Source organism: Pleomorphomonas sp. JP5 (assembly GCF_023721815.1).
Classification (GTDB): Bacteria; Pseudomonadota; Alphaproteobacteria; order Rhizobiales; family Pleomorphomonadaceae; genus Pleomorphomonas.
Window position 1 is genome coordinate 212,535 of the sequence record NZ_JAMDLI010000022.1, and the last position, 22,481, is coordinate 235,015.

General features: G+C 63.9%; 25 protein-coding genes and 1 riboswitch. Of the genes, 17 read left to right on the forward strand and 8 right to left on the reverse strand.

The window, feature by feature from the left end; translation table 11 throughout:
• Positions 1 to 388: 388 nt before the first annotated feature.
• Both clpS and clpA read left to right on the forward strand, forming a co-directional pair.
• Positions 389 to 754: an ATP-dependent Clp protease adapter ClpS gene (gene clpS / locus M4J40_RS20370; protein ID WP_251726801.1), complete on the forward strand. Its 366-nt coding sequence runs from the start codon at positions 389 to 391 to the stop codon at positions 752 to 754.
• Positions 755 to 763: 9 nt separating this feature from the next.
• Positions 764 to 3,169 (forward strand): ATP-dependent Clp protease ATP-binding subunit ClpA, encoded by a 2,406-nt coding sequence (clpA, locus tag M4J40_RS20375; RefSeq protein ID WP_251756249.1) that lies wholly within the window; start codon positions 764 to 766, stop codon positions 3,167 to 3,169.
• Between the two features lie 70 nt (positions 3,170 to 3,239).
• Here clpA and M4J40_RS20380 read toward each other — a convergent pair whose 3' ends face one another.
• Positions 3,240 to 3,986, reverse strand: a complete 747-nt coding sequence (locus tag M4J40_RS20380) for an alpha/beta fold hydrolase (RefSeq protein ID WP_251756250.1) — start codon at positions 3,984 to 3,986, stop codon at positions 3,240 to 3,242.
• 130 nt (positions 3,987 to 4,116) lie between these two features.
• On the opposite strand from M4J40_RS20380, the gene M4J40_RS20385 reads away from it, so the two are divergent.
• The 5 genes from M4J40_RS20385 (at position 4,117) to M4J40_RS20405 (ending at position 8,507) form a co-directional block, all read left to right on the forward strand.
• Positions 4,117 to 4,362 (forward strand): zinc-finger domain-containing protein, encoded by a 246-nt coding sequence (locus M4J40_RS20385; RefSeq protein ID WP_251756251.1) that lies wholly within the window; start codon positions 4,117 to 4,119, stop codon positions 4,360 to 4,362.
• A 20-nt stretch (positions 4,363 to 4,382) separates the two neighbouring features.
• A complete protein-coding gene (locus tag M4J40_RS20390; protein ID WP_251756252.1) occupies positions 4,383 to 5,582 on the forward strand; it encodes an FAD-dependent monooxygenase in 1,200 nt (399 codons plus the stop codon).
• Between the two features lie 21 nt (positions 5,583 to 5,603).
• Complete coding sequence (locus M4J40_RS20395; protein ID WP_251756253.1) at positions 5,604 to 6,800, forward strand: MFS transporter; 1,197 nt, start codon at positions 5,604 to 5,606, stop codon at positions 6,798 to 6,800.
• Between the two features lie 108 nt (positions 6,801 to 6,908).
• Entirely contained in the window at positions 6,909 to 7,076 is a 168-nt protein-coding gene (gene rpmG, locus M4J40_RS20400; RefSeq protein ID WP_026782960.1) for a 50S ribosomal protein L33, read from the forward strand.
• A 186-nt stretch (positions 7,077 to 7,262) separates the two neighbouring features.
• A complete protein-coding gene (locus M4J40_RS20405; protein ID WP_251756254.1) occupies positions 7,263 to 8,507 on the forward strand; it encodes an MFS transporter in 1,245 nt (414 codons plus the stop codon).
• Positions 8,508 to 8,529: 22 nt separating this feature from the next.
• On the opposite strand, the gene M4J40_RS20410 is transcribed toward M4J40_RS20405, so the two are convergent.
• Complete coding sequence (locus tag M4J40_RS20410; protein WP_251756255.1) at positions 8,530 to 9,525, reverse strand: EipB family protein; 996 nt, start codon at positions 9,523 to 9,525, stop codon at positions 8,530 to 8,532.
• Between the two features lie 358 nt (positions 9,526 to 9,883).
• On the opposite strand from M4J40_RS20410, the gene M4J40_RS20415 reads away from it, so the two are divergent.
• Both M4J40_RS20415 and M4J40_RS20420 read left to right on the forward strand, forming a co-directional pair.
• The gene (locus M4J40_RS20415; RefSeq protein WP_251756256.1) at positions 9,884 to 10,348 is read left to right on the forward strand and encodes a RidA family protein; all 465 of its coding nucleotides are present in this window, start codon (positions 9,884 to 9,886) and stop codon (positions 10,346 to 10,348) included.
• A gap of 5 nt (positions 10,349 to 10,353) precedes the next feature.
• A complete protein-coding gene (locus M4J40_RS20420) occupies positions 10,354 to 11,109 on the forward strand; it encodes a glycerophosphodiester phosphodiesterase family protein (protein WP_251756257.1) in 756 nt (251 codons plus the stop codon).
• Between the two features lie 50 nt (positions 11,110 to 11,159).
• On the opposite strand, the gene M4J40_RS20425 is transcribed toward M4J40_RS20420, so the two are convergent.
• Complete coding sequence (locus tag M4J40_RS20425; RefSeq protein WP_251756258.1) at positions 11,160 to 12,050, reverse strand: NAD(P)H-binding protein; 891 nt, start codon at positions 12,048 to 12,050, stop codon at positions 11,160 to 11,162.
• Positions 12,051 to 12,203: 153 nt separating this feature from the next.
• On the opposite strand from M4J40_RS20425, the gene M4J40_RS20430 reads away from it, so the two are divergent.
• A complete protein-coding gene (locus tag M4J40_RS20430; RefSeq protein WP_251756616.1) occupies positions 12,204 to 12,587 on the forward strand; it encodes a helix-turn-helix domain-containing protein in 384 nt (127 codons plus the stop codon).
• 9 nt (positions 12,588 to 12,596) lie between these two features.
• On the opposite strand, the gene M4J40_RS20435 is transcribed toward M4J40_RS20430, so the two are convergent.
• Positions 12,597 to 13,022: an HIT family protein gene (locus M4J40_RS20435; protein WP_251756259.1), complete on the reverse strand. Its 426-nt coding sequence runs from the start codon at positions 13,020 to 13,022 to the stop codon at positions 12,597 to 12,599.
• A 56-nt stretch (positions 13,023 to 13,078) separates the two neighbouring features.
• Positions 13,079 to 14,293 carry a GNAT family N-acetyltransferase gene (locus M4J40_RS20440; RefSeq protein WP_251756260.1) on the reverse strand — a complete coding sequence of 405 codons (1,215 nt, stop codon included), beginning with the start codon at positions 14,291 to 14,293 and terminating at the stop codon, positions 13,079 to 13,081.
• Positions 14,294 to 14,499: 206 nt separating this feature from the next.
• On the opposite strand from M4J40_RS20440, the gene M4J40_RS20445 reads away from it, so the two are divergent.
• A complete protein-coding gene (locus tag M4J40_RS20445) occupies positions 14,500 to 14,814 on the forward strand; it encodes a PilZ domain-containing protein (protein ID WP_251756261.1) in 315 nt (104 codons plus the stop codon).
• Positions 14,815 to 14,837: 23 nt separating this feature from the next.
• Here M4J40_RS20445 and hisI read toward each other — a convergent pair whose 3' ends face one another.
• Both hisI and folE read right to left on the reverse strand, forming a co-directional pair.
• Positions 14,838 to 15,311, reverse strand: coding sequence for a phosphoribosyl-AMP cyclohydrolase (hisI, locus tag M4J40_RS20450; RefSeq protein ID WP_251756262.1), 474 nt, complete (start codon positions 15,309 to 15,311; stop codon positions 14,838 to 14,840).
• A gap of 7 nt (positions 15,312 to 15,318) precedes the next feature.
• Positions 15,319 to 15,933 carry a GTP cyclohydrolase I FolE gene (gene folE, locus M4J40_RS20455; protein ID WP_251756263.1) on the reverse strand — a complete coding sequence of 205 codons (615 nt, stop codon included), beginning with the start codon at positions 15,931 to 15,933 and terminating at the stop codon, positions 15,319 to 15,321.
• A gap of 176 nt (positions 15,934 to 16,109) precedes the next feature.
• On the opposite strand from folE, the gene M4J40_RS20460 reads away from it, so the two are divergent.
• Positions 16,110 to 16,550 carry an iron-sulfur cluster assembly scaffold protein gene (locus tag M4J40_RS20460; protein WP_251756264.1) on the forward strand — a complete coding sequence of 147 codons (441 nt, stop codon included), beginning with the start codon at positions 16,110 to 16,112 and terminating at the stop codon, positions 16,548 to 16,550.
• A gap of 10 nt (positions 16,551 to 16,560) precedes the next feature.
• Entirely contained in the window at positions 16,561 to 16,938 is a 378-nt protein-coding gene (gene yidD, locus M4J40_RS20465; RefSeq protein ID WP_251756265.1) for a membrane protein insertion efficiency factor YidD, read from the forward strand.
• 3 nt (positions 16,939 to 16,941) lie between these two features.
• On the opposite strand, the gene M4J40_RS20470 is transcribed toward yidD, so the two are convergent.
• Positions 16,942 to 18,327: a DHA2 family efflux MFS transporter permease subunit gene (locus M4J40_RS20470; protein WP_251756266.1), complete on the reverse strand. Its 1,386-nt coding sequence runs from the start codon at positions 18,325 to 18,327 to the stop codon at positions 16,942 to 16,944.
• Between the two features lie 172 nt (positions 18,328 to 18,499).
• A riboswitch (FMN riboswitch) is annotated at positions 18,500 to 18,650 on the forward strand.
• Between the two features lie 105 nt (positions 18,651 to 18,755).
• On the opposite strand from M4J40_RS20470, the gene M4J40_RS20475 reads away from it, so the two are divergent.
• The 4 genes from M4J40_RS20475 to puuE all read left to right on the forward strand — a co-directional run bounded on the left by M4J40_RS20475 (position 18,756) and on the right by puuE (position 22,450).
• Positions 18,756 to 19,688, forward strand: coding sequence for a DMT family transporter (locus M4J40_RS20475; RefSeq protein WP_251756267.1), 933 nt, complete (start codon positions 18,756 to 18,758; stop codon positions 19,686 to 19,688).
• A gap of 203 nt (positions 19,689 to 19,891) precedes the next feature.
• Positions 19,892 to 20,593, forward strand: coding sequence for a phosphatidylserine decarboxylase (locus M4J40_RS20480; RefSeq protein WP_251756268.1), 702 nt, complete (start codon positions 19,892 to 19,894; stop codon positions 20,591 to 20,593).
• 11 nt (positions 20,594 to 20,604) lie between these two features.
• Complete coding sequence (gene pssA, locus M4J40_RS20485) at positions 20,605 to 21,459, forward strand: CDP-diacylglycerol--serine O-phosphatidyltransferase (RefSeq protein ID WP_251756269.1); 855 nt, start codon at positions 20,605 to 20,607, stop codon at positions 21,457 to 21,459.
• A 73-nt stretch (positions 21,460 to 21,532) separates the two neighbouring features.
• The gene (gene puuE, locus M4J40_RS20490) at positions 21,533 to 22,450 is read left to right on the forward strand and encodes an allantoinase PuuE (RefSeq protein WP_251756270.1); all 918 of its coding nucleotides are present in this window, start codon (positions 21,533 to 21,535) and stop codon (positions 22,448 to 22,450) included.
• The last annotated feature ends 31 nt before the right edge of the window (positions 22,451 to 22,481 follow it).

The following is a 22,481-nucleotide window of genomic DNA, read 5'->3' on the forward strand; positions in this document are numbered from 1 at the left end:
ATTTGCACCGTCCCGAAATTGGACTCTGCATTTTTTGGGGGGGTGTCGAGGCGGTGGGAAGCGCGGTCATGCGAAAAGCAGGGGGCTGCCAGCGATTCACCAATTGCATCGCGTCTTGACCTAAGCGAAACTCCTTACCAAATAGAGACGTACAGGGCGGTTCAACGCTCACAAGTGCGTGGAGTCCCCGCCCTGAATCCAGATTGGAATTGCGCCCCCGTTGTCCCTGATTCAATATGACCCCAAGGCCCGCAAGATCGGGGCAAGCAATCGGAGGGAAAACGTGGTCGAGGCGGTTCAGGTTGGCGTGACGGGAACGGTACCGGCGGATCTTGCTTTCGGTCTGCCCGATGCTCTTTGCGTGGCTGACCGATGGACCGCGGGGTGGATGGAAGACAAGACGCGACGTTCGGTCCTGTCGGCCGACGACGATGACGGGGAGAGTGGGAACGGGTCTGACTCGGGAACCGGAGTAGCATCCAAGGTTCTGACCAAGACCAAACGACCGAGCATGTATCGCGTTCTAATCCTGAACGACGATTACACGCCGATGGAATTCGTGGTGCACATCCTGGAGCGTTTCTTCAACAAGGGGCGTGAAGAGGCAACCCAGATCATGTTGCACGTCCACCATCATGGGGTGGGGGAGTGCGGTGTCTACACCTATGAAGTCGCCGAGACCAAGGTGACACAGGTTATGGACTTCGCGCGCCGCCATCAGCATCCGCTTCAGTGCGTCATGGAAAAAAAGTGAGGGTCCATCGTGCCATCCTTCTCGCGCAGTCTCGAAAAAGCCCTTCACCAGGCCCTCGCATTCGCCAATGAGCGCCGTCAGGAATACGCGACGCTCGAACACCTGCTTCTGTCTCTGGTTGAAGATCCCGACGCCGCCGCTGTCATGCGCGCCTGCTCGGTCGATCTCGATGTCCTGAAGCGCAATCTCGTCGAGTACATCGACACCGAGCTCGACAACCTCGTGACGGAGCTTGGCGAAGAGGCGAAGCCCACCGCCGGTTTCCAGCGCGTCATCCAGCGTGCGGTGATCCATGTCCAGTCGTCCGGGCGCGACGAGGTGACCGGCGCCAATGTGCTCGTCGCGATCTTTGCCGAGCGCGAAAGCCACGCCGCCTACTTCCTGCAAGAGCAGGACATGACGCGCTATGACGCCGTCAACTACATCAGCCACGGCATCGCCAAGCGCGCCGGCATGAGCGAGAGCCGGGCGACGCGCGGCGTCGATGAGGAAACGCCCTCGCAGGAGACGCCGCCGAACGGCGGGCAGGCGGCCGAGAAGAAGAAGGCCGACGCGCTCGATGCCTATTGCGTCAACCTCAACGAGAAGGCGCTGAAGGGCAAGATCGATCCGCTGATCGGGCGGGCCGACGAGATCGCCCGCACCATTCAGGTGCTGTGCCGCCGTTCGAAGAACAACCCGCTCTATGTCGGCGATCCCGGCGTGGGCAAGACGGCGATCGCCGAGGGCCTCGCTCGCCGCATCGTCGACGGCGACGTGCCGGGTGTCCTCAAGGACTCGACCATCTTCGCCCTCGACATGGGCGCGCTTCTGGCGGGAACCCGCTATCGCGGCGACTTCGAGGAACGCCTCAAGCAGGTGGTCAAGGAGATCGAGAACTATCCCGGCGCCATCATGTTCATCGACGAGATCCACACGGTGATCGGCGCGGGCGCGACCTCCGGTGGCGCGATGGATGCGTCGAACCTTTTGAAGCCGGCGCTGTCCAGCGGCACCGTTCGTTGCATCGGCTCGACCACCTACAAGGAGTATCGCCAGTTCTTCGAGAAGGATCGGGCGCTGGTGCGCCGCTTCCAGAAGATCGACGTCAACGAGCCGACGGTCAACGACGCCATCGATATCCTGAAGGGACTCAAGCCGTATTTCGAGGAGTTCCACAAGGTTCGCTACACTCAGGACGCCATCAAGTCGGCGGTGGAGCTCAGCGCGCGCTACATCAACGACCGCAAGCTGCCGGACAAGGCGATCGACGTGATCGACGAGACCGGCGCCAGCCAGATGCTGCTGCCGGAGGGCAAGCGCAAGAAGGTGATCGGCGTCAAGGAGATCGAGGCGACCATCGCGACCATGGCCCGCATCCCGCCGAAGTCGGTGTCCAAGGACGACGCCGAGGTGCTGGAGAGCCTGGAGACCAACCTCAAGCGCGTCGTCTACGGTCAGGACAAGGCGATCGCCGCCCTGTCGTCAGCGATCAAGCTGGCCCGCGCCGGACTTCGGGAGCCCGAGAAGCCGATCGGCAACTACCTGTTCTCCGGCCCGACGGGCGTCGGCAAGACCGAGGTTGCGCGTCAGCTCGCTTCGATCCTGGGCGTTCCGATCCTGCGCTTCGACATGTCGGAGTATATGGAGCGGCACACCGTCAGCCGGTTGATCGGCGCGCCTCCGGGCTACGTCGGCTTTGATCAGGGCGGTCTTCTGACCGATGGCGTGGACCAGCATCCGCACTGCGTGCTGTTGCTCGACGAGATCGAGAAGGCGCATCAGGATCTGTTCAACATCCTTTTGCAGGTGATGGACCACGGCAAGCTGACCGACCACAACGGCAAGCAGGTCGACTTCCGCAACGTCATCGTGATCATGACGACCAACGCCGGCGCCGCCGATCTCTCCCGCGAGCCGATCGGTTTCAATCGGTCGCGTCGCGAGGGGGACGACACCGAGGCGATCAACCGCATGTTCACCCCGGAGTTCCGCAACCGCCTCGATGCCATCATTCCGTTCGGTGCTCTGCCGCCGGAAGTGGTGCGCTCTGTGGTTCAGAAGTTCGTCATGCAGCTTGAGGCCCAGCTGGCCGATCGCAACGTCACCTTCGAGCTGGATGACGCGGCCATCGAGTGGCTGGCGACCAAGGGCTATGACGAGCACATGGGCGCCCGGCCGCTTGGTCGTGTCATCCAGGAGCACATCAAGCGTCCGCTCGCCGACGCGGTGTTGTTCGGCGTGCTCAAGAAGGGCGGCACCGTCAAGGTGTCGGTCGAGACCAACGAGGCCGGCGAAGTTGGTCTCAAGCTCGACTGCCTTCCCGATCCGGCGCTGAAGCGCAAGGTCGAGGAAGTCGATGCCAAGGTCGCCGATGCGCCCGTGTCGCCGAAACCGCGCAAGCGCAGCCCGAAGCAGAGTGCCAAGGCCGAGTGATGATTGGCGGCTGACGGCCGTGTTTCGATGAACAGGCGGTGCGATCGAGAGGTCGCGCCGCTTTTTTCGTTCATCGGGCGAAGAAGGTCATGACGCCTTCCTTGAAGACCTTGTCACCGGTGGACCGCATATGGTCCCGGTTGGGAATGTCGAGCACGTCCGCGCCGGGAATCATCTTGGCCAGCTCGGTAGCCGACCCGGCGACCGCGTCCTTGGTGCCCACGGCGACCAATGTCGGTACGGCGATGCGTTCGGTCTCGCTGGTCTCTACGGGGCGGCCATAGCCTCGTATGCAGGCAGCGAGTGCTTGCCTGTCCGACCGGGTCTGTTCGGCGAACTGGCGGTAACCGCGACCAACCGGGTCGGCGACATCTTCGAGTGTCGGAGCGAGAAGGGCGGCTGCGATGGGCTCCCGGTCGAGGCCGGCCTTCGCCATGGTGCCGCCGATGCCGCCGAGCACCAACTGCTCCAGGCGGTCGGAGTGGCGGCTTGCGAAGTCGAGCAGGATGCGGGAGCCCATCGAGTAGCCAATGGCCCTCACGCGTGGAAGAGCGAGGTGGTCGATCAGCGCCAGGACGTCTCCTGCCATTTTCTCGAGACGATAGTCCGCGGCATCGTGAAGCTTGACCGAGTCGCCATGCCCTCGGTTGTCGAGGGCGATTGCCCGGTAGCCCTCCTGAACGAGCCTGTCGATCCAGCCGGTATCGAGCCAGTTGACGTGGGCATTGGAGGCAAAGCCGTGGACGAACACGACCGGCTGGCCGCTCCCCTTGTCGATATAGGCGAACTCGCCATCGACGGTCGAAAAACGCGTCACGAACAAACCTCCGTCGCACCGTTGGCGCCAACACGCAAAGTCCCGCCGCTTTCGCTGCAAAGGGACTGTTCTTGCTGTCATCTTGCCGGTATGCTTCCCGAAGTCAGGACTTTAAACAAGGGTATCGTGCATGGCCGACGCTTTCGTTCCTCATTTCGCCAACGACGCCGGGGTGACGACCATCCGGATTGGCGCGAAGGAATTCATGTGCATCGGCGCCAAGCCGCCCTTCGACCATCCGCATATCTTCCTGGAAATGGGAGATGACGCCGAGGTGGTCTGCGCCTATTGCTCGACCGTCTATCGCTACGATCCGTCGCTCAAGGCGACCGAGTCGGAACCCAAAGACGCCGCGTGGCAGCCGAAAGCGGCCTGACCCACGCCAAGGATGGAGCTATGCCGGATCACTTACCGGTGGTGGTGGTCGGGGCCGGAATAGCCGGCCTCACTTTGTCGTTGTGTCTTGCGCGAGCCGGCGTGCGGGTCATCGTGATCGACAAGGCGCAAGAGCTGAGAGAGGTGGGGGCGGGCCTCCAGCTTTCGCCCAACGCGTCATCGATTCTCTTTCATCTCGGTCTGGGCTCGGCGCTCGATGCCACCGGCATTCGTCCGGAGGCGGTGAGCATACGCGACGGAGCGAGCGGTCGCCTCATTGTGCGCATGCCGCTCGGAGAGGCGATGGTCGAGCGCTACGGTGCGCCCTATATCGTCATCCACCGCGCCGACCTGCAGGGCACGTTGCTGGCCGCCGTCGAGCAGGAGCCAAGGGTCACGCTGCATCTCGGCGTCCAGATCTCATCCATCGATGTGGATGCGGCCGGCGTCGTGATCGAAGGGATGGAAGCGGACCAGCCGGTTCGCTTTGAGGGAAGTGTTCTGGTCGGTGCCGACGGCGTCCGTTCAACTGTGCGCGAGACGGTCGTTGGCGGCGGTCCCGCCCGCTATACCGGGCGAACCGCCTGGCGAGCCACCTTCAAGGCGGAGGGCTTCTTCGCCCAGTCTTTCCGGCACAACGAGACGGGCCTTTGGCTCGGTCGCCATGCGCATCTCGTCCATTACGCCATCGATGCCGGGCGCGAGATCAATCTCGTCGCCGCCATCGACGATGCCTGGAACGAGGATGGCTGGGATGTGTCGGGCGATCCAGCGCAGATCCAGGCGGCCTTCGAGGGATGGCCGGAACCGGCGAGAAAGCTGATCGCCATGCCGGATAGCTGGCGAAAGTGGGCGCTTTGCGAGGCGCCGCGCGATACGCCATGGACCAAGGGGCGGACAGTGCTGATCGGCGATGCCGTTCACGGCATGCCGCCCTTCGTGGCGCAGGGCGCGGCGATGGCGATCGAGGATGCGCGCGTCCTGGCCGGGGTGTTGGCGTCCGGCCTGGGCGATGACGTCGAAGACCGGCTTGGCGTCTTCGCCGAGGGACGCAAGGCGCGTACCGACAAGGTGGCGGCCGCCGCGCGGCGCAACGGCGTCATCTATCATCTTGGCGGGGTGCCGGCGAAGGCGCGCAATCTCGGCATGCGCCTCATCGGCGCCGAGCGGCTGGCCGACAACATGGATTGGATTTACGGCTGGCGTCCGCTAGAAGGCTAGGCCCTCTTTCGGACAGCCCACATGACATTGTTCTCCGACGACCGTTTCGACCGGCGCCGCGTTGCCGGCCTTGCCGCCGCGATCGGGGCGATCTCGGCGGTCGGTACCTCGCTTTCGCTTGGCATGCCGCTTCTGGCCGTCATCCTCGAGCAGCGTGGACACTCGAGCTCGGTGATCGGCCTCGTGACGACGGCCGCCGGCGTCGCTGCGATTCTCAGCACGCCCTTCGTGCCGGTGCTGACGCGCCGGTTCGGAGCAGCCTGGGTGTTGCTGATCGCCGTGGTGCTCGGCACGCTCACCTTCCCGCTTTTCTACGTCTTCGATTCGATCGTCGTGTGGTTCGTGCTGCGGTTCGTCTTCTCGCTCTGCCTCAACACGGCGTTCATCGTCTCGGAGTTCTGGATCAACGCGCTGGCGCCGGCCGAGAAGCGCGGCTTCGTGATGGGCGTCTACGCCACCATCCTGTCCATAGGGTTCGCGGTGGGGCCGGCGATCCTGAGTCTCGTCGGTTCGGAGGGATGGCTGCCATTTGCCATCGGCACGGGCTTGATGGCCCTCTCGATCCTGCCGATCATTGCCGGCTTCCGGGCCGATCCGCCGATGCACGAGGGCAAGGGAGGAAATTTCCTGCACTTCCTCACCGTGGTGCCGCTCGCCACCTTCGCGGCGTTCACGGTTGGCGCGGTCGAATCGTCGGTGATGAGCTTCTCGCCGGTCTACGGACTTCGTCTCGGTTACAGCGAGCAGGTGGCGGCGCTGCTGGTGATGGCCGTGGCGGTCGGCAATATCGTCGCCCAGTTGCCGCTCGGCATGCTGTCCGACCGCATGGATCGGCGACGCTTGCTTCTATACATCGCGCTGGGCGGCATCGCCTCGGCCTTGCTTGTTGCCGCCGTGTCGTCGAACATGCTCCTTCTGATGGTCACGATCGGCCTTTGGGGAGGGCTGGTGGCCGGTCTTTATGCCGTGGGGCTGACCCATTTGGGCGCGCGCCTGTCCGGAAGCGACCTCGCATCGGCCAACGCGGCGTTCATCTTCATGTACTCCGTCGGCATGCTTGCCGGGCCGGCGGCGACCGGGATCGGAATGGACGCCATGGGGCCGCAGGGGCTCGTCGTGGTGACGGCTCTTATCCTCGTTGGCTACGCCGTTTTTGCCTTTCGGCGCATCCGCAAGGTACCCGAACCTGGCGTCGAAGGTTCGACAAGCTCATCTTGACTTTCAGGCGCTTTCGACTAGGGTGCGCGCCGAACGAACGACGCTTCCCGCGTGGGGCGTCCAGCCGCTTTGGCTGTCACCGTCAACAAGCACAAGGAATCGGATGCCATGGCCAAGGCAACGACCATCAAGATCCGGCTCGTCTCGACCGCCGACACCGGGTACTTCTACGTCACCAAGAAGAACTCCCGCACGATGACCGAGAAGATGACCAAGACCAAGTACGACCCGGTCGCGCGCAAGCACGTCGAGTTCAAGGAATCCAAGATCAAGTGATCCGGTTCGGCCGGATGCGCCGCAGGGCGCCCGGCCTGGACGGAAGATCCACGCAAGAGGCACCCGACCGGGTGCCTTTTTTGCTTTGAGGCACAGGAAGGGAGTCGGCGTTGCCGATGCTGCTGCGGACATGTTTTGGCGTCGGGCTGCCTATAGTCCGCCGCCTGAGTTTCCAGGACGCCGCAGATGAGTCCCTCCTATCGCTCTACCCCGATTGGCGCCTCCCAAGCGCGCCGGGCCACCGTTTTCGCTCTGGTCGCCGTATTTCTCGACGTGGTCGGTTTCGGCCTGATCATTCCCGTGTTGCCTCGTCTGATCGAAGAAGTCGGGCATACCGGGCTTGATGACGCCGCCCGGATTGGCGGCTGGCTGTTTGCCGTGTTCAGCCTGGCTCAGTTCGTGTTCGCACCGCTTGCCGGCGCCCTGTCCGATCGTCTGGGTCGTCGGCCGCTCTTGCTGTTGGCGATTTCCGGTCTTGCCGTCGACTATGTCGTTCAGGCTCTGGCGCCGACGATACTCTGGCTGTTCGTCGGCCGGCTGATCGCCGGTGTCTGCGGCTCCTCGCACGTCATTGCCGGTGCCTGCCTTGCCGACGTCAGCTCGCCCGAGAATCGCGCCCGCTCCTTTGGCCGGATGACGGCTGCCTTCGGTCTCGGCTTCGTGCTTGGGCCGGCGATCGGCGGGCTGCTCGGCGAGTTCGGAACCCGTGTGCCTTTTTGGTGCGCGGCTGTGTTGGCCGGCGTCAACTTCCTGTTCGGTGTCTTTGCGCTGCCGGAGACGCTTCCTCGCGAGAACCGCCGCGCCTTTCACTGGCGCGAAGCCAATCCGCTCGGTGTGCTTGCTGTCTTCGGCCGGTATGCCGGCGTTTTGCCTTACGCCTGGGTACTGACGATCTTTTTCTTCGGCACCTCGATCTATGCGGCGATATGGCCGTTCTGGGGCATGGCGAAATTCGGCTGGCCCGGAACCACGGTCGGCCTGACGCTCGCCGCCTCCGGTCTCACCGTGGCGCTTCTGCAAGGTTTCGGTACAGGTCCGGCAGTGGCCCGCTGGGGTGAACAGCGGATGGCGGCGGTCGGCCTTGCCGGCGCGGCGGCGACCTGCATCGGGTTCGCCCTGTCGCCTACGACGGGGATCGTCGTCGTGATGCTGGTGCTCAACGCCGTGGAAGGCTTCGCGCATCCGATGCTGTCGGCGCTGATGTCGAAGGCCGTGCCGGAGGATACGCAGGGCGCATTGCAGGGCGGTATCTCCGCCCTGATGAACCTTGCCATGCTGGCCGGCGCGATCTTCTACACCCAAGCCTTCGGCTACTTCCTCTCGGAAGCCTCGCCGATCCGCAGCCCGGACGTGTCGTTCTTCATTGCCGCCGTTCTGATGCTGACTGCCCTCGGTCTGTTCCTGCGCCACTCGAAGCGGACGATCGGATAGGCGTCACTCGCCCGTCTTCGGCTCAGGGGAGGCAGGCTCTGTCGGGGCCTTGTCGGCAGGGGGGCGTTTCGGTCTTTGCCGGTGTGTCGACCTTCGGCTGCTCGACCGAGGCGCCATCACTTTCCGGCTTGGCCGGAGGGGCCACGGCGGGTTCGTCCTTGGTCGGAGGCGTCGTGGCATCGGGCGCACTGGCGGATGGTGTCGTCGTCTTGGCGCAAGCCGTCTCGGGCAGCAGTTCCAGGTGGACGATCTTGCCGCTCAGGACGAAGTCGCCGTAGTCGAGGCGCATCTTTGAGGAAACGCCGTTCTCCCACAGATCGAATGAAATCGAATAGTCCGGCGGCTGGTCGCCACCGGCCTCGGTTCCGAAATAGGAAACCGTCACCGGCCAACGCCGGAAGTTGCCGATCGCCTTCTCGCTTTCGTCGGGCGGCGTGGTCCGGGGGGAGCCGATGACCGTCGACGTGTGGAACACGTGCTGGCCGCCGTCCGAGCCGTCGTAGATGTCGTCGGAGAAGACGGTTGTGCCCTTCTCGGCCTCGGCGATCGTCTTGATGAGCTGGGCGGTCGGGAACATCACCGGCTTGTCGATGGTGAACTCGGCGTCCTCGGTCAGCTTGAGCTTGACGTCGACCTTGTCGCCATCACGGACGGCTGCACCGTTGACGTCCTCTGTCTGGACCTCGTTGACGAAGGTCTGCGAGCGGAAGTCGAAGCTTCGGCCGTCGCCGCTTTCGAAGTTCCGGTTGCGCAGGTCGGTGATCGCCGAGTTTCCCTCACTGTCGCCGGTTTCCAGGACGAAACGGAAGTTGACCGTATATCCCTGGCAAGCGTCACCGGTGAACTCGTAGACCATTCGTCCCTTCATGTTGACGGCGAAGTCGCTCATCTGGGTGTTGCTCTCGAGAGCAAGATCGTAGGCAACGCGGTGCGGCACCAGACCTCCGGCCAGCGCTGGCGCGGCCGACCCCGCAAAGACGCAGGCGATCGCCGCCGATCGGAAAAGCGAGTTCATCATGGGGATCCCCGACGTCTCAAAATGGCTTCGTTGAGTATCTGTATATGGAAAGGACTCGAAGGGTACCACGTATCCTGTTCGACAAGTCCCAACTCCAAAAGGCAGTCTCCAGGATAGCGGCGAGAGCGCACGCCTGCCGAAGCGGGACGATTGTTGCCTGAGTTGAGTGAACTGGCCGTTAAGGGGGGGGCTGAAAGCGGGCGCGTTTCCGACCTCCGCTTGCCGAGGGGCGAACGGCGATATGGGGACGCGTTCGGTCCGCTCAATCTCAGGTACAACCGGCACCTTGGTTCGACGAGTTGCGCCGACCGTCTCTATGGGGCATGACTCCACGCACTCAGAATGGAGGTTTCCGAAAATGACCAGTTCCGTCGAATCCGCGCTCAATGGCCTTGGCTTGACGCTGCCGGAGGCGATTGCCCCCGTCGCCAACTATGTGCCTTACGTTCGCACCGGTAACCTGCTGTTCGTCTCCGGGCAGATTTCCAAGACGGCGGCCGGCGCGGCCGTCACCGGCAAGCTCGGGGTCGATGTCGACGTGGCTGGCGGTCAGAAGGCGGCCGAGCTTTGCGCCCTGAACATCCTGGCGCAGGTGAAGGCGGTTGTCGGCGATCTCGATCGCATCGCTCGCATCGTTCGCCTCAACGCCTTCGTCAATTCCGCTCCGGACTTCACCGATCAGCCGCAGGTCGTCAACGGAGCGTCAAATCTCTTCGCTAATGTGCTGGGCGAAAAGGGCAAGCACAGCCGCACAGCCGTCGGTGTCGCGGCCCTGCCGCTCGGCGTCGCGGTGGAGATCGACGCCATCATCGAGGTTTCCTGAGACAAATGACGGATTTTTCCTGGCTGTCCGCCCGCCCGATCGCCCATCGGGGGCTGCATGATTCGAAGGTCGGGCGTATCGAGAACACGCTCTCGGCATTCGACGCTGCCGCGCGGGCGGGGTTTCCTATGGAGATGGATGTCCATCTTTCCGCCGATGGCGTCGTCTACGTCTTCCATGATGACGTGCTCGACCGCCTGACCACCGGCGCGGGCCCGGTGGAAGGCCGGACGATGGCCGAGCTCAAGGCGATTCCCATGGTCGGCACCGAGGATCGGATCCCGACGCTGCGGGAGGTGCTCGATCTCGTGGGGGGACGGACCGGTCTCGTCATCGAGATCAAAAGCTACTTCACCGAGCGGCAACGGGCCCTCGTTGAGGCGACGGCCCGCGAGCTTGCCACCTATGGCGGGCCGGTGGTGGTCGAATCCTTCGATCCGCGCCAGATTCAGGATCTTGCGGAGATCGCGCCAGAGCTGCCGCGCGGCATCGTCGCCGACGATGCGTCCAGCGCCAAGGACTACAACCAGTATCGCTTCGTCCGACAGGACGTACTGGCTACGCTGTCGCATCACTCCTGGTCGAAGTTCCAGTTCGTGAGCTACTGGGTCAAGCTTCTCGGCAATGATGTCAGCTGCCGTGTTCGCGACGAGTTGGCCCTGCCGATTACGGCATGGACGATCCGCAAATCGGAGGAGCGTCAAGCGGCGACGGATTTTGGCGCCCAACTGGTGTTCGAGGGATTCGATCCGGACGCCTGACGCTTTGCTTTCGTGGCTGGAGGCGCCTTTTGCTGGCGCCTCCCTCCCGCTCATGCCGTCAGGGCAACCTTGTTGTCTTCGAAGAAACTGGCGAGCGTGCGCGGCTTGCGGCCGGTCAGTTCCTCAACGGCCTTGGACGTCCCGGACAGCAGGCCGGCGCTGTTGGTCGCGTCCATGGAAAGCGTCAGCTGGATCACGAAGTCCGGTACGCCTGCCGCTTTCATGCCGCTGGCCAGGGAATCAGGCGACAGTCGGACCACGTCGATCGGCTTGCCAAGAATTCTCGAAGCCAGGCTGGCGACTTCCTCCGTGGTCAAGGCCTCGTCGCTCGTGATGTCGTAGATGGCCTTGTCGTCGGACCAGGCCAGCGTCAGAGCCGCGGCGGCGGCGCGGGCGCAATCCTCGTGGGCGACGCGGGTGACCCGAGTACCCGGCGTCTCGGAGGTGTACCAGGTGCCTTGCTTCAGGATCGCCGGCAGGCTCATGAACAGGTTCTCGTGGTACCAGTGATTGCGCAGGATGCGGTAGGGAAGGCCGCTGTCGAAGATGGCCGTCTCCGTGCCCGCGTGTTCGCCAGCGAAGAAAAGCGGGTGGTTTGCGCCATGCGGGTTCGGGGCGGAGGTGTAGACGATACCCTTGACGCCCGCATCCTTCGCGGCCGCAACCGCCGCCTTGTGTCCGGCGAGGCGGTTTCCGATCGCGTCCGTCGACACGATGAGCAGCCGATCGATACCGGTGAAGGCCGGGACGAGTGTTTCCGGCTTGCTGAAGTCGACAGCCTTCACTTCGACGCCACGCGCGGCCAGGTCGGCCAACTTGCTCGGCTCGCGGGTGCCGGCGACGAGACTGGAGGGTGCAACGCCGAACTCGTCGAGAAGGTGTTTGACGACGCTTCGGCCAAGTTTGCCGGCGGCGCCGGTGACCATCAGTTTCTCGCCCATGATTGCTCCTTGTTCCTGCGTGACTACATTGTCTCATTGTGAGATCAGGCCTAAGATAGAGCCCATATCCCAGCGGACAAGACGGCAGTTTGCCCTGCGTTAGTTACTTGGAGGGAACCGGTGACGACGATGATTTCAGGCGAGGTCGACGCCATGCTCGACGGCTTTCAGCGCGCTCTCGGGGACGAGCCGAGTTTCGACAACTGCCCGGTCCGTGGGGTTCTCGACCGCATCGGCGACAAGTGGAGCACTCTGATGGTGCTGACGCTGGCGCTCAGGCCGCATCGCTTCGGCGAGCTGAAGCGCGCTATTCCCGACATCTCCCAGCGCATGCTGACGCAGACGCTGCGCGATCTTCAGCGCGATGGCTACGTGGCGCGAAAAGTGTATCCGACCACCCCACCGGCGGTCGAGTACAGGCTGACCGACCTCGGCCGGTCGTTGACGGTGCCGCTGGCCGGACTTGTCGACTGGGCGGTCAGGACGCGCGGCGAGATCGAGGCGGCGCGGGCCGCCTTCGACCGCGAGAACGTGTGAGGGTAGCGCTTACTCGGCCAAAGCGGCCTTGAGCTTCTCGGCCTGGCTGGCGAGCAGTGTTCCGTCAGCCATCTTGCCGGTATGCGGGCGGAGCGGCGTGCCGATGTAGCGCGGCACGACGTGGAAATGCAGGTGGAAGACGGTCTGGCCGGCCGGCGCCTCGTTATACTGCATGACGACTGCGCCATCGGCCTCGAAGGCTTTCACGGCTGCCTTGGCGATCTTCTGTGTGACCTTGACGACTTTGGCGAGCACGTCCGGATCCACGTCCAGAATATTGCGCGCCGGCGTCTTGGGCAGAATCAGCGTGTGACCGTCCGACTGCGGCATGACATCCATGAAGGCGAGGGTGTCGTCGTCCTCGTAGACCTTGTACGAGGGAATATCGCCGCGCAGAATCTTGGCGAAGATGTTGTCGGCGTCATAAGCGGTCATCATGCTCTCCCGGAAGGATTTGTCGGGGCGAAAAGTGGTCCCTCGCGTCCGGCCGGTCAATCCCGTTCCTGCAATGGGCCGCGACGGAAAGGTCCCAAACCTTCAAGAGCCGTCTCGGCATTGAGCACGGCTCGCTTCTCGCGGACCAGATAGTCGGCGACTGCCCGGCGGAAGCCTTCATCGGCGATGTAGTGGGCCGAGCGGGTGGTCTCCGGCAGATACCCGCGCGAGAGCTTGTGTTCGCCCTGGGCGCCGGCCTCCACCACCGCAAGGCGGTGCTCGATGGCATAGTCGATGGCCTGATGGTAGCAGACCTCGAAATGCAGGAAGGGGTGGTCTTCGATGGCGCCCCAGTTGCGCCCGTAGAGCCGATCGGAGCCGATAAGGTTGAGAGCGCCAGCGATATAGCGGCCGGCGCGACGCGCCATGACGAGCAGAACACGGTCGGCCATCTTCTCCGAGAGTAAAGAGAAGAAGAGGCGGTTGAGATAGGGCGTACCCCACTTGCGTGCGCCCGTATCCATGTAGAAGGCGAAGAAAGCGTCCCAATGGGCTTCCGTCAGGTCGCTGCCGGTTGCCCATTCTATGGTGATGCCGTCCTGAAGCGCTTCCCGCCGCTCGCGTTTCAGCGCCTTGCGCTTGCGGGAAGCGAGGCGGCCGAGGAAGTCGTCATAGCTTTGATAGCCGTCGTTGCGGAACTGGAATTGCTGGTCCAGCCGCTCGAGCCAGCCCTCGGCGGCCAGAGCGGTGGCCCCTTGCTCGTCGACGAATGTCACATGAGCGGACGACAGCTCGTAGCGGTCGGCGACGAGCTTCATGCCGCGCGCGAGGGCCTGGCGCGTTGCAGCATCGGCAGCGAAGAGACGCGGACCGCTGACCGGCGTGAAGGGGACCGATGACTGGAGCTTCGGGTAATACTGGCCACCGGCTCGCTCCCACGCGTCCGCCCAGCCATGATCGAACACATACTCGCCGGCCGAATGCCCTTTCAGGTAGGCTGGAACGGCGCCGACGAGGCGGCCTTCTTCGTCTTCAAGCAACAGATGGCTCGGCAACCAGCCGGTCTCGGCTGTCGCGCATCCCGACTCTTCGCAGGCAAGCAGGAAGTCGTGACTCACGAAAGGGTTGTAGGGAGCGGGCGATCCGTCGCCTTGCCAGCGTATGGCGCCGCGTGGGCCGGTCTCCCAGCCGGGGTTGGCAAGGCCATCCCAGGCGGCCTTGTCGACGGCCGCCAGTGTGTCGATGGTACGCAGCGAAAGCGATTGGGGCATGAACGGACGAGTCGGCGCTCGATAGGGGTTTGTCCTTAAGATAACCTCGCCGCGCGCGTCGATGCAAATCCTGGATTTCCCGGTTTGCCGGCTTGAGGTGGCTGAACTAGGGAAACGAAGGATTAACGGGCGGCGTTCTATCTAGAATTGTTGCCAATGACGGATTTCCCGACGTGCACAGAAGCCAAAAATTGTCGAAGGGGGAAATGGCGGAGCTGATCGCTCGCCTGCGCAACCCCAATGTCAGGGTCGGTGAGCAGCGGCGAGCCGAACGCCTGAACTGTCATTGGCCGGCTCTCGTTCAATCCGATCCGCGCGATGTTGCCTGCATTGTCGAGAATATCAGCCATAGCGGCTGCCGGGTTCGCACCGTCGGAAAGCTGTTCGAACCAGGGGATACGGTGATCGTCCGCATTCCCTCGCAAAAGATGGTGCTGGATGGCGTGATCGCCTGGGCACGCGCCGAGGAGGCCGGCATCCAGTTCAGCTTCGGCGATGAAAGCCACAATCTGACGGTCTGAGGTCCTTCTGGAAGAGCTCGCGGTCAGTGCTTGTGGCCGTAGACCGCTTCCGGGTCGAAGCGGCGTTCGCCACCGACATGCTCGACCCGCACCGGACCGTCAGCCGCCTTCTGGCCGAGAGGCACGCTCCGGTAGAAGCAGGAAACCTGACCCGTGTGGCAGGTCGCGCCAGCGCCGTCCACGCGCACACGCAAGACCAGCGCATCCTGGTCGCAGTCGGTCAGAAGCTCCACGACCCTCTGCACGTTGCCCGAGGTGGCGCCCTTGTGCCAGAGCTCGCCGCGCGAGCGACTCCAGTACCAGCCTTCGCCGGTTTGGATGGTCAGTGCGAGGCTCTCGGCGTTCATGTAGGCGACCATCAGAACCTGGCCGCTGTCGGCATCGACGGTGACGCAGGCGATGGTTCCGTCCGCGCCGAAGCGCGGGGTCAGCACGTTGCCGGCCTCAAGCGACGCCTTGTCGCCGGGGAGGGGGAACAGTCTCGTCTCGGAGGTCATGTTTCGATCACTTGCTGTCGCCGCGCACCATCATCATGAAGCGGGCCTGTTCGCTGGGGTCGGTCTTGAAACAGCCGGTGAACCGGGCTGTCACCGTCGAGGCGCCGGGTTTCTGAACGCCACGCATGGTCATGCAGAGATGTTCGGCCTCGATGAGAACGGCCGCGCCGCGTGGTTTCAGAACCTTGTCGATGGCATTGCTGACCTGGGCGGTCATCGTCTCCTGCGTCTGCAAGCGCCGCGCATACATCTCGACGATGCGGGCAAGCTTGGACAGGCCGACGACTCCCGTCGTTGGATAGTAGGCGATGTGCGCCTTGCCGATGAACGGCACCATGTGGTGCTCGCAATGGGAGTAGAAGGGGATGTCACGGACGAGAATCAGTTCCTCGTAGCCGGCCACTTCCGTGAAGATGCGATCCAGCACCTCCTCGTCGGTTTGGCCGTAGCCGGAAAACAGCTCGGCATAGGCCTTCACGACGCGTTTCGGCGTGTCGCGCAGCCCTTCGCGCTCAGGGTCCTCGCCGGCATAGGCGATCAGCGTCCGCACGGCGGCCTCGGCTTCTTCTCGGCTGGGGCGGTGGATCTTGCGAGAGCCGGCGGTGAAGATGGCATCGTCCATGCTTGGTCCTTCCTGGGGCCGCGCGCCCGAGTGGCGGCCGCCGCGACAGCCCTTCGTCGTTGCCGCGCTTGGCGGCGGCGCCGTCTCAGGCCTATATACGCGCCAGGGGCGGGAGTTCAAAGTGGCAGGCACTTCCCCGGAACGATAAGCCCGGCTTGCCCGCCGAAGGGGACAGCATGCTCGACGAGATCTACAACGCGCGCATTCTTGACCTAGCAGGCAACATCGGCCGCATTGGTCGGCTGGCAGCGCCGGACGCCACGGCGACACGCCATTCGCGTCTGTGCGGATCGAAGATCACGGTCGACCTTCGCGTGGAGGGAGATGTCGTCGCCGACTATGCCCATGAGGTGAAGGCTTGCGCGTTGGGGCAGGCGGCCGCCTCGGTGATGGCCAAACATGTCGTCGGCGCCACGACGGCCGAACTCAGGCAGACGCGAGACGGGATGCTCGCCATGCTGAAGGAGGGCGCTCCGCCACCGACAGGGCGCTTCGCCGAGCTGAGTTGCCTGGAGCCGGTACGCGATTTCAAGGCGCGGCATGCCTCGACCATGCTGGTGTTCGAGGCGGTCGTCGCCTGCCTCGACGATATCGCTGCGGCGCGTGCTGGCGGCTGAGGGACCAATCATGTGCGGATGCGGAAAACGGCATGCGGACGAGGCGCGCGGCGTCATCTCGAGCCCACCCCCGCGTCGGGCGACGCCGGGGCGGCTTGTCGGTCGTGCGCTGATCCGCGTCTACCAGGTCGTCTTGTCGCCGCTGATGGGGCAGCAATGCCGCCATCTTCCCACCTGCTCCAGCTATACGGACGAAGCTATCGGTCGCTTCGGTCTGTGGGCTGGCGGATGGATGGGGCTTGCCCGCATCCTTCGCTGCAACCCGTGGGGCTCGTCGGGCTTCGATCCCGTGCCGGAGACGATCGATCCGAGATATCGATGGTGGCGCCCCTGGGCCGGCGCCCGCTGGACAGGCGCCCACATCGATCCCACGACCCGGCTGAACTGACGATCACTCGGCGGCTTGAGCGCGATGGCCCGAGACCTCCGCGCCGGCGCTTGGCGACATGCGGGCGTAGATCGGGATGCAGAGAAGGCCGATTACCGCCAAAGCCAGGAAGGCCGGCACGAAGTCGCCGGGCAGCACGGCCATGTCGCCGCGCATCGACCGGGTGATTTCGAGGGCGGCGGCGCCGACCGCGACACCGAGGGCGGCCGAGATCTGCTGACCGACGGAGGAGATCGACGTGGCGTGGCTCATGCGCCGATTGTCGATCTCGGCGAAGGCGAGACCGTTGAGAGCGGTGAACTGCAATGAGCGGAAGAAGCCGCCGATCAGCAATACCGTGAAGATCGCGGCATGGGGCGTGTTCTTGGTGAAGGAGACGATGGCGAGCAGGAAGACGGTGGTGAACAGCGTGTTGACCATCAGCACCATCCGGAAGCCCCATGCCCGCACGATGCGTGGCGCGGTGAACTTCATCAGCACTGCGCCGGCGGCGGTGGCGAAGGTGAGCATGCCGCTTTCGAAGGGCGACATGCCGAAGCCGAGTTGCAGCATCAACGGAAGAAGGAAGGGGATGGCGCCGACGCCGATGCGGAACAGAAGACCGCCGAGCACGGAGACGCGGAAGGTGGGCAGGCGGAAGAGCGACAGGTCCATCAGTGGTTCGGGCGTCCGCAAGGCATGGCGACCGTAGCCGTAGAGCGAGGCGGCGCCGACGATGATGAGAGCGATGTCGATCCAGGACGGCAGCACGCCGATGCCGCTCGCGGCGATGCCGAAGACGAAGCCTGCGAGCCCGATACCGGAGAGGATGAAGCCGCGTGTGTCGAGCGGCGGAAGGTTTTCTTCCTTGTAGTTCTGGATGAAGATGCTGACCAGGATCAGGCCGACGACGCTGATCGGGATGTTGATCCAGAAGATCCAGCGCCACTCGAAATAGGTCGTGATGAAACCGCCGAGCGGCGGCCCTAGCACCGGCCCGATCATCGCCGGAACCGTCAGCCAGCTCATGGCGCGCAGATAATCCGACTTCTTCACCGAGCGCAGCATTACCAGCCGTCCGACCGGCACCATCATGGCGCCGCCGGCGCCCTGTACGACGCGTGCGGCGACGAAGCCCTCGAGCGACGAAGACAGGCCGCAGAGCACGGAGCCGGTCACGAACACCATGATGGCCAGGCGAAAGATGGTGCGGGCGCCGAAGCGGTCGGCGACCCACCCGGAGATCGGCAGGAAGACGGCGACCGAAATGAGGTAGCTGGTGAAGGCAAGCTTCAGGGAAATGGGATCGACGCCAAGGTCGAGGGCGATTTGCGGCAGCGAGGTGGAGACCACCGAGCTGTCCAGGTTTTCCATGAAGAGGGCACAGGCGACGATCAGCGGGATGAGCATGTTTTTCTCGTATTTCGCCCGGGTTATCGCCGAAGTCGGGCCACGGGTCGAGAGGACGCCGTTCACATGTCGGAGAACATGACTGTCATGCAGATGGAAACGATGTGTCGCCTTTGATTTCCGGGGCTTCGTGGACTAAAGTCCAACTCGTCGGCGTGGGTTTCCACTCCGACACCATTCTCGGGGCGGGGCGAAACTCCCCACCGGCGGTAATGGCGGCGAAAGTCGTCTAGCCCGCGAGCGCTCCAGCCTCACGGCGGGAGGTCAGCAGATCCGGTTGGATTCCGGAGCCGACGGTATAGTCCGGATGAAAGAGAAGGGTGTGCTGAAAATCCCGTTCGCGGCCGGCCTCAGCCGATCGCGACCGATTGTCTCCATGACCCATCGCCCTGATTCCGCGTCGTTCCTTTTTCTTAAGGACCCGTACCTTGAATCAGAGCCCGAACAAGACCCGGTCGTTTCCCGTGCTCGGGGCGACCTATATGGTGGCCGCCGGCGTTGTCTTCGCCGCCATCAACGTGCTCACCCAGTGGGTGACAGGCACCTATCACTTCTCTTCGCAGGCGCTGGCCTTCTGGCAATACGGGCTGTCGCTCGTCTTCTTCCTGCCGATGCTCCTGAAGCTCGGGGCAGGGGCCTTCCGCACCGCCCATCCTGTTGCGCATGTCGTCCGCGTCATTTTCGCGACGCTTGGCGTGCAGTTCTTCGTTGGCGCATTGGCGGCCGGCGTGCCGATCGCCCAGGTGGTGGCGATCGACATGACATCGCCCTTCATCGTCATCGTGGCGGCCCGGCTGATCCTTGGCGAGCACATCGGCCCTCATCGCGCGCTGGCCACTGTCGTCGGCTTCGTCGGCGGAATGCTGATTCTTGCGCCCTGGTCGGACAGCTTCTCCGTCTACAGCCTGTTGCCGCTTGGCGCGGCGGCGATGTGGGCGGGCTCGTCGGTGATGACCAAGCAGCTCGCCGCCGTGGAGCGGCCGGAGTCGGTGACCGTTTATCTTCTGGCGCTTCTCACGCCGATCAACGCCGCCTTCCTTTTCACCTCGACCGGGTTCGATGCCGGGGCGGCCTTCGCGCTTCCGGGGGGCACGGTGCTCTGGGTGATCGTGGCGCTTGCTGCGCTGACCGCTGCCGCGCAGTATCTCCTGACCCTCGCCTACGCGCGCGCCGACGCGTCCTACCTCCAGACGTTCGACAACGTGCGCTTGCCGCTCAACACGCTGGCCGGCTGGCTGGTGTTCGCCTACGCGCCCGATGGCTACCTCTGGGTGGGAGCCTTGATGATCGTCGGCGCGTCGCTTTACCTCCTGCGCGCGGAGACCGGAAAGCCGGTCGGCACCGATCCATTGCCCGCCTGATCCGACGGCGATCGTCGAAAAACGACCGTCTTCCAATTCTGCTCGTATGGCCGGCGGAACCGCTGTTCCGACGGCCATCTTTCTATTGAAAGCGGTGTGAACAACCGGCGTGCAGTGGCAACCGGCTTTGCATGTGTCGCTCTTTCGTGCGAAAAGTCCGTTTCTGTCAGCGGGTTTCCACGCAGTTTTACGGGCTGAATATCATGTCGGTGCTCAAGTCGATCCAGAACGCCGTGCCGCCGATCCACCCGGAGGGGCACAAGTTCATCCTGGTTTTCCTGGCGGGCACCGTGCTGCTCGGCTGGCTGTTCGAGCCACTGTTCTGGATCGGACTTGCGCTCACCATCTGGTGCGCGCTGTTCTTCCGCGATCCCGTACGGGTGACGCCGGTGTCGAACTCGCTGGTCATCTCGCCGGCCGACGGTCGGATCTCCGCCGTGGGGCTGGCCGTGCCGCCGCGCGAGCTTGGCCTCGGTCCCGAGCCGCTTTTGCGCATCTGCGTGTTCATGAACGTGTTCGATGTCCATGTGAACCGCGCGCCGGTCACCGGTCGCGTGGTGCGCATCGCCTACAAGGCCGGCAAGTTCCTCAACGCCGAGCTGGACAAGGCGAGCGAGGACAACGAGCGCAACGGCCTCGTCATCGAGCGGCCGGATGGTCGCGTCGTCGGCGTGGTTCAGATCGCCGGCTTGATCGCGCGCCGCATCCTGTCCTTCACGCGCGAGGGCGAGAGCCTGACCGTCGGTGACCGCTTCGGGCTGATCCGCTTCGGCTCGCGCGTCGATGTCTATCTTCCGGCGACGGCGACGGCGCTGGTGTCCGAAGGGGCTCGGGCGATTGCCGGCGAGACGGTGCTTGCCGATATCGACGGCACGACCAAGTCTCCCTTCGTGCGCGTAGCCTGAGGCGGAAAACGATGCCTGGACTTTTCCCGCCTTTCGATCCGGATCCGGAGGCTGTTGAGCGTCCGAGGCGGCTGAGCCGCATTCCGATCCGCAGCGTGATCCCCAACCTCGTGACGCTTCTGTCGCTTTGCGCGGGGCTTACCTCGATCCGCATGGGCTTCGAAGGCCGTTTCGACATGGCGGTCTATGCGATCCTGATCGCCGCCGTGCTGGACGGTCTGGACGGTCGGCTGGCCCGCTATCTGGGCGTTACCTCGAAGTTTGGGGCGGAGCTCGACTCCCTCAGCGATTTCCTGAGTTTCGGCGTCGCGCCGCCGCTGCTTCTGTTCGTTTGGAACTTCCACGACATCAACTCCTTCGGTTGGGTGGCGGTGGTGTTGTTCGCCATAGCGGGGGCCCTTCGCCTCGCGCGTTTCAACACCATGCTGGGCGAGGACAAGCCCGCCTGGCAGGCCAACTTCTTCACCGGCGTCCCCATTCCGGCCGGTGCGCTGGCTGTGCTCCTGCCTGTCTATGTCGATCGTGTCGGTATCGACGTGCCGCAGGCGGCGGCGCCGGCGGTGGTCGCCTACGTGGTGCTGATCGCCGCCTTGATGGTCAGCCGCGTGCCCACCTTCTCGGGCAAGAAATACGGCGGTCTCCGGCGGGAGTGGGTGGTGCCGATCCTGATTGGCGTCGTCATTCTGGCCATGCTTCTGGTCAGCTACCCGTTCCACGTTCTCAGCATTCTGACCATTCTTTATCTCGCCTATATTCCATTTGGTTGGCGCTCCTGGAATCGGCTGGCGCGCACGCATGGCACCAAGGAAGACGAGCTGACACTTGACGTTGGCGGTCCCTTTCCGGACGACGAGACTGCGCCCTGAGCCGGTCTTGCCGCTGATCCGCTTTCCCGGCGTCCGTCGCCGGCCGCCCGGCAACCAGACGAGGTGATGCGACATGATCGACAAGACCTATCCCCGCGACATGGTTGGCTATGGCCGCAACCCTCCCGACGCGGCCTGGCCTGATGGCGCCAACATCGCCGTTCAGTTCGTCGTCAATTACGAAGAGGGCGGCGAGAACTGCATCCTGCATGGCGATGCCGCTTCCGAGGCTTTCCTGTCGGAGATCGTCGGCGCCCAGCCCTGGCCGGGCCAGCGGCACGCCAACATGGAGTCGATCTACGAATACGGCTCGCGCGCCGGCTTCTGGCGGCTGCACCGCCTGTTCACCTCGCGCGCGGTGCCGGTGACGGTCTACGGCGTCGCCACCGCGCTTGCGCGCAATCCGGAGGTCGTCGCGGCCATGAAGGAGGCGGACTGGGAGATTGCCAGTCACGGCCTCAAGTGGATCGACTACAAGGACTACACCAAGGAAGCCGAGCGCGAGCATATGCTCGAGGCGATCCGCATCCACGAGGAAGTGACGGGATCACGCCCCCTCGGCTGGTATACCGGCCGCGCCTCGATCCACTCGAACGAGCTGGCGATCGAGGAGGGCGGCTTCCTCTACTCGTCGGACTCCTATGCCGACGATCTGCCCTACTGGGTCGAGGGCCCCAACGGGCCGCACCTCATCATTCCGTATACGCTCGACACCAACGATATGCGGTTTGCGACAAATCAAGGCTTCAACTCGGGCGATCAGTTCTACACCTACCTCAAGGACGCGTTCGACGTCCTCTATGAGGAAGGCCGGAACGGCAGTCCGAAAATGCTGAACGTCGGCTTGCATTGCCGCCTCGTCGGACGACCGGCCAGGGTCGCCGCGCTTCAGCGCTTTCTGGACTACGTTCTGTCGCATGATAAGGTCTGGGTACCGCGCCGCATCGACATCGCATGGCATTGGATCGCCCAGCATCGACCCGGGAATTGAGAGCGGATCAAGAAAAAAGAACCAAGACCGG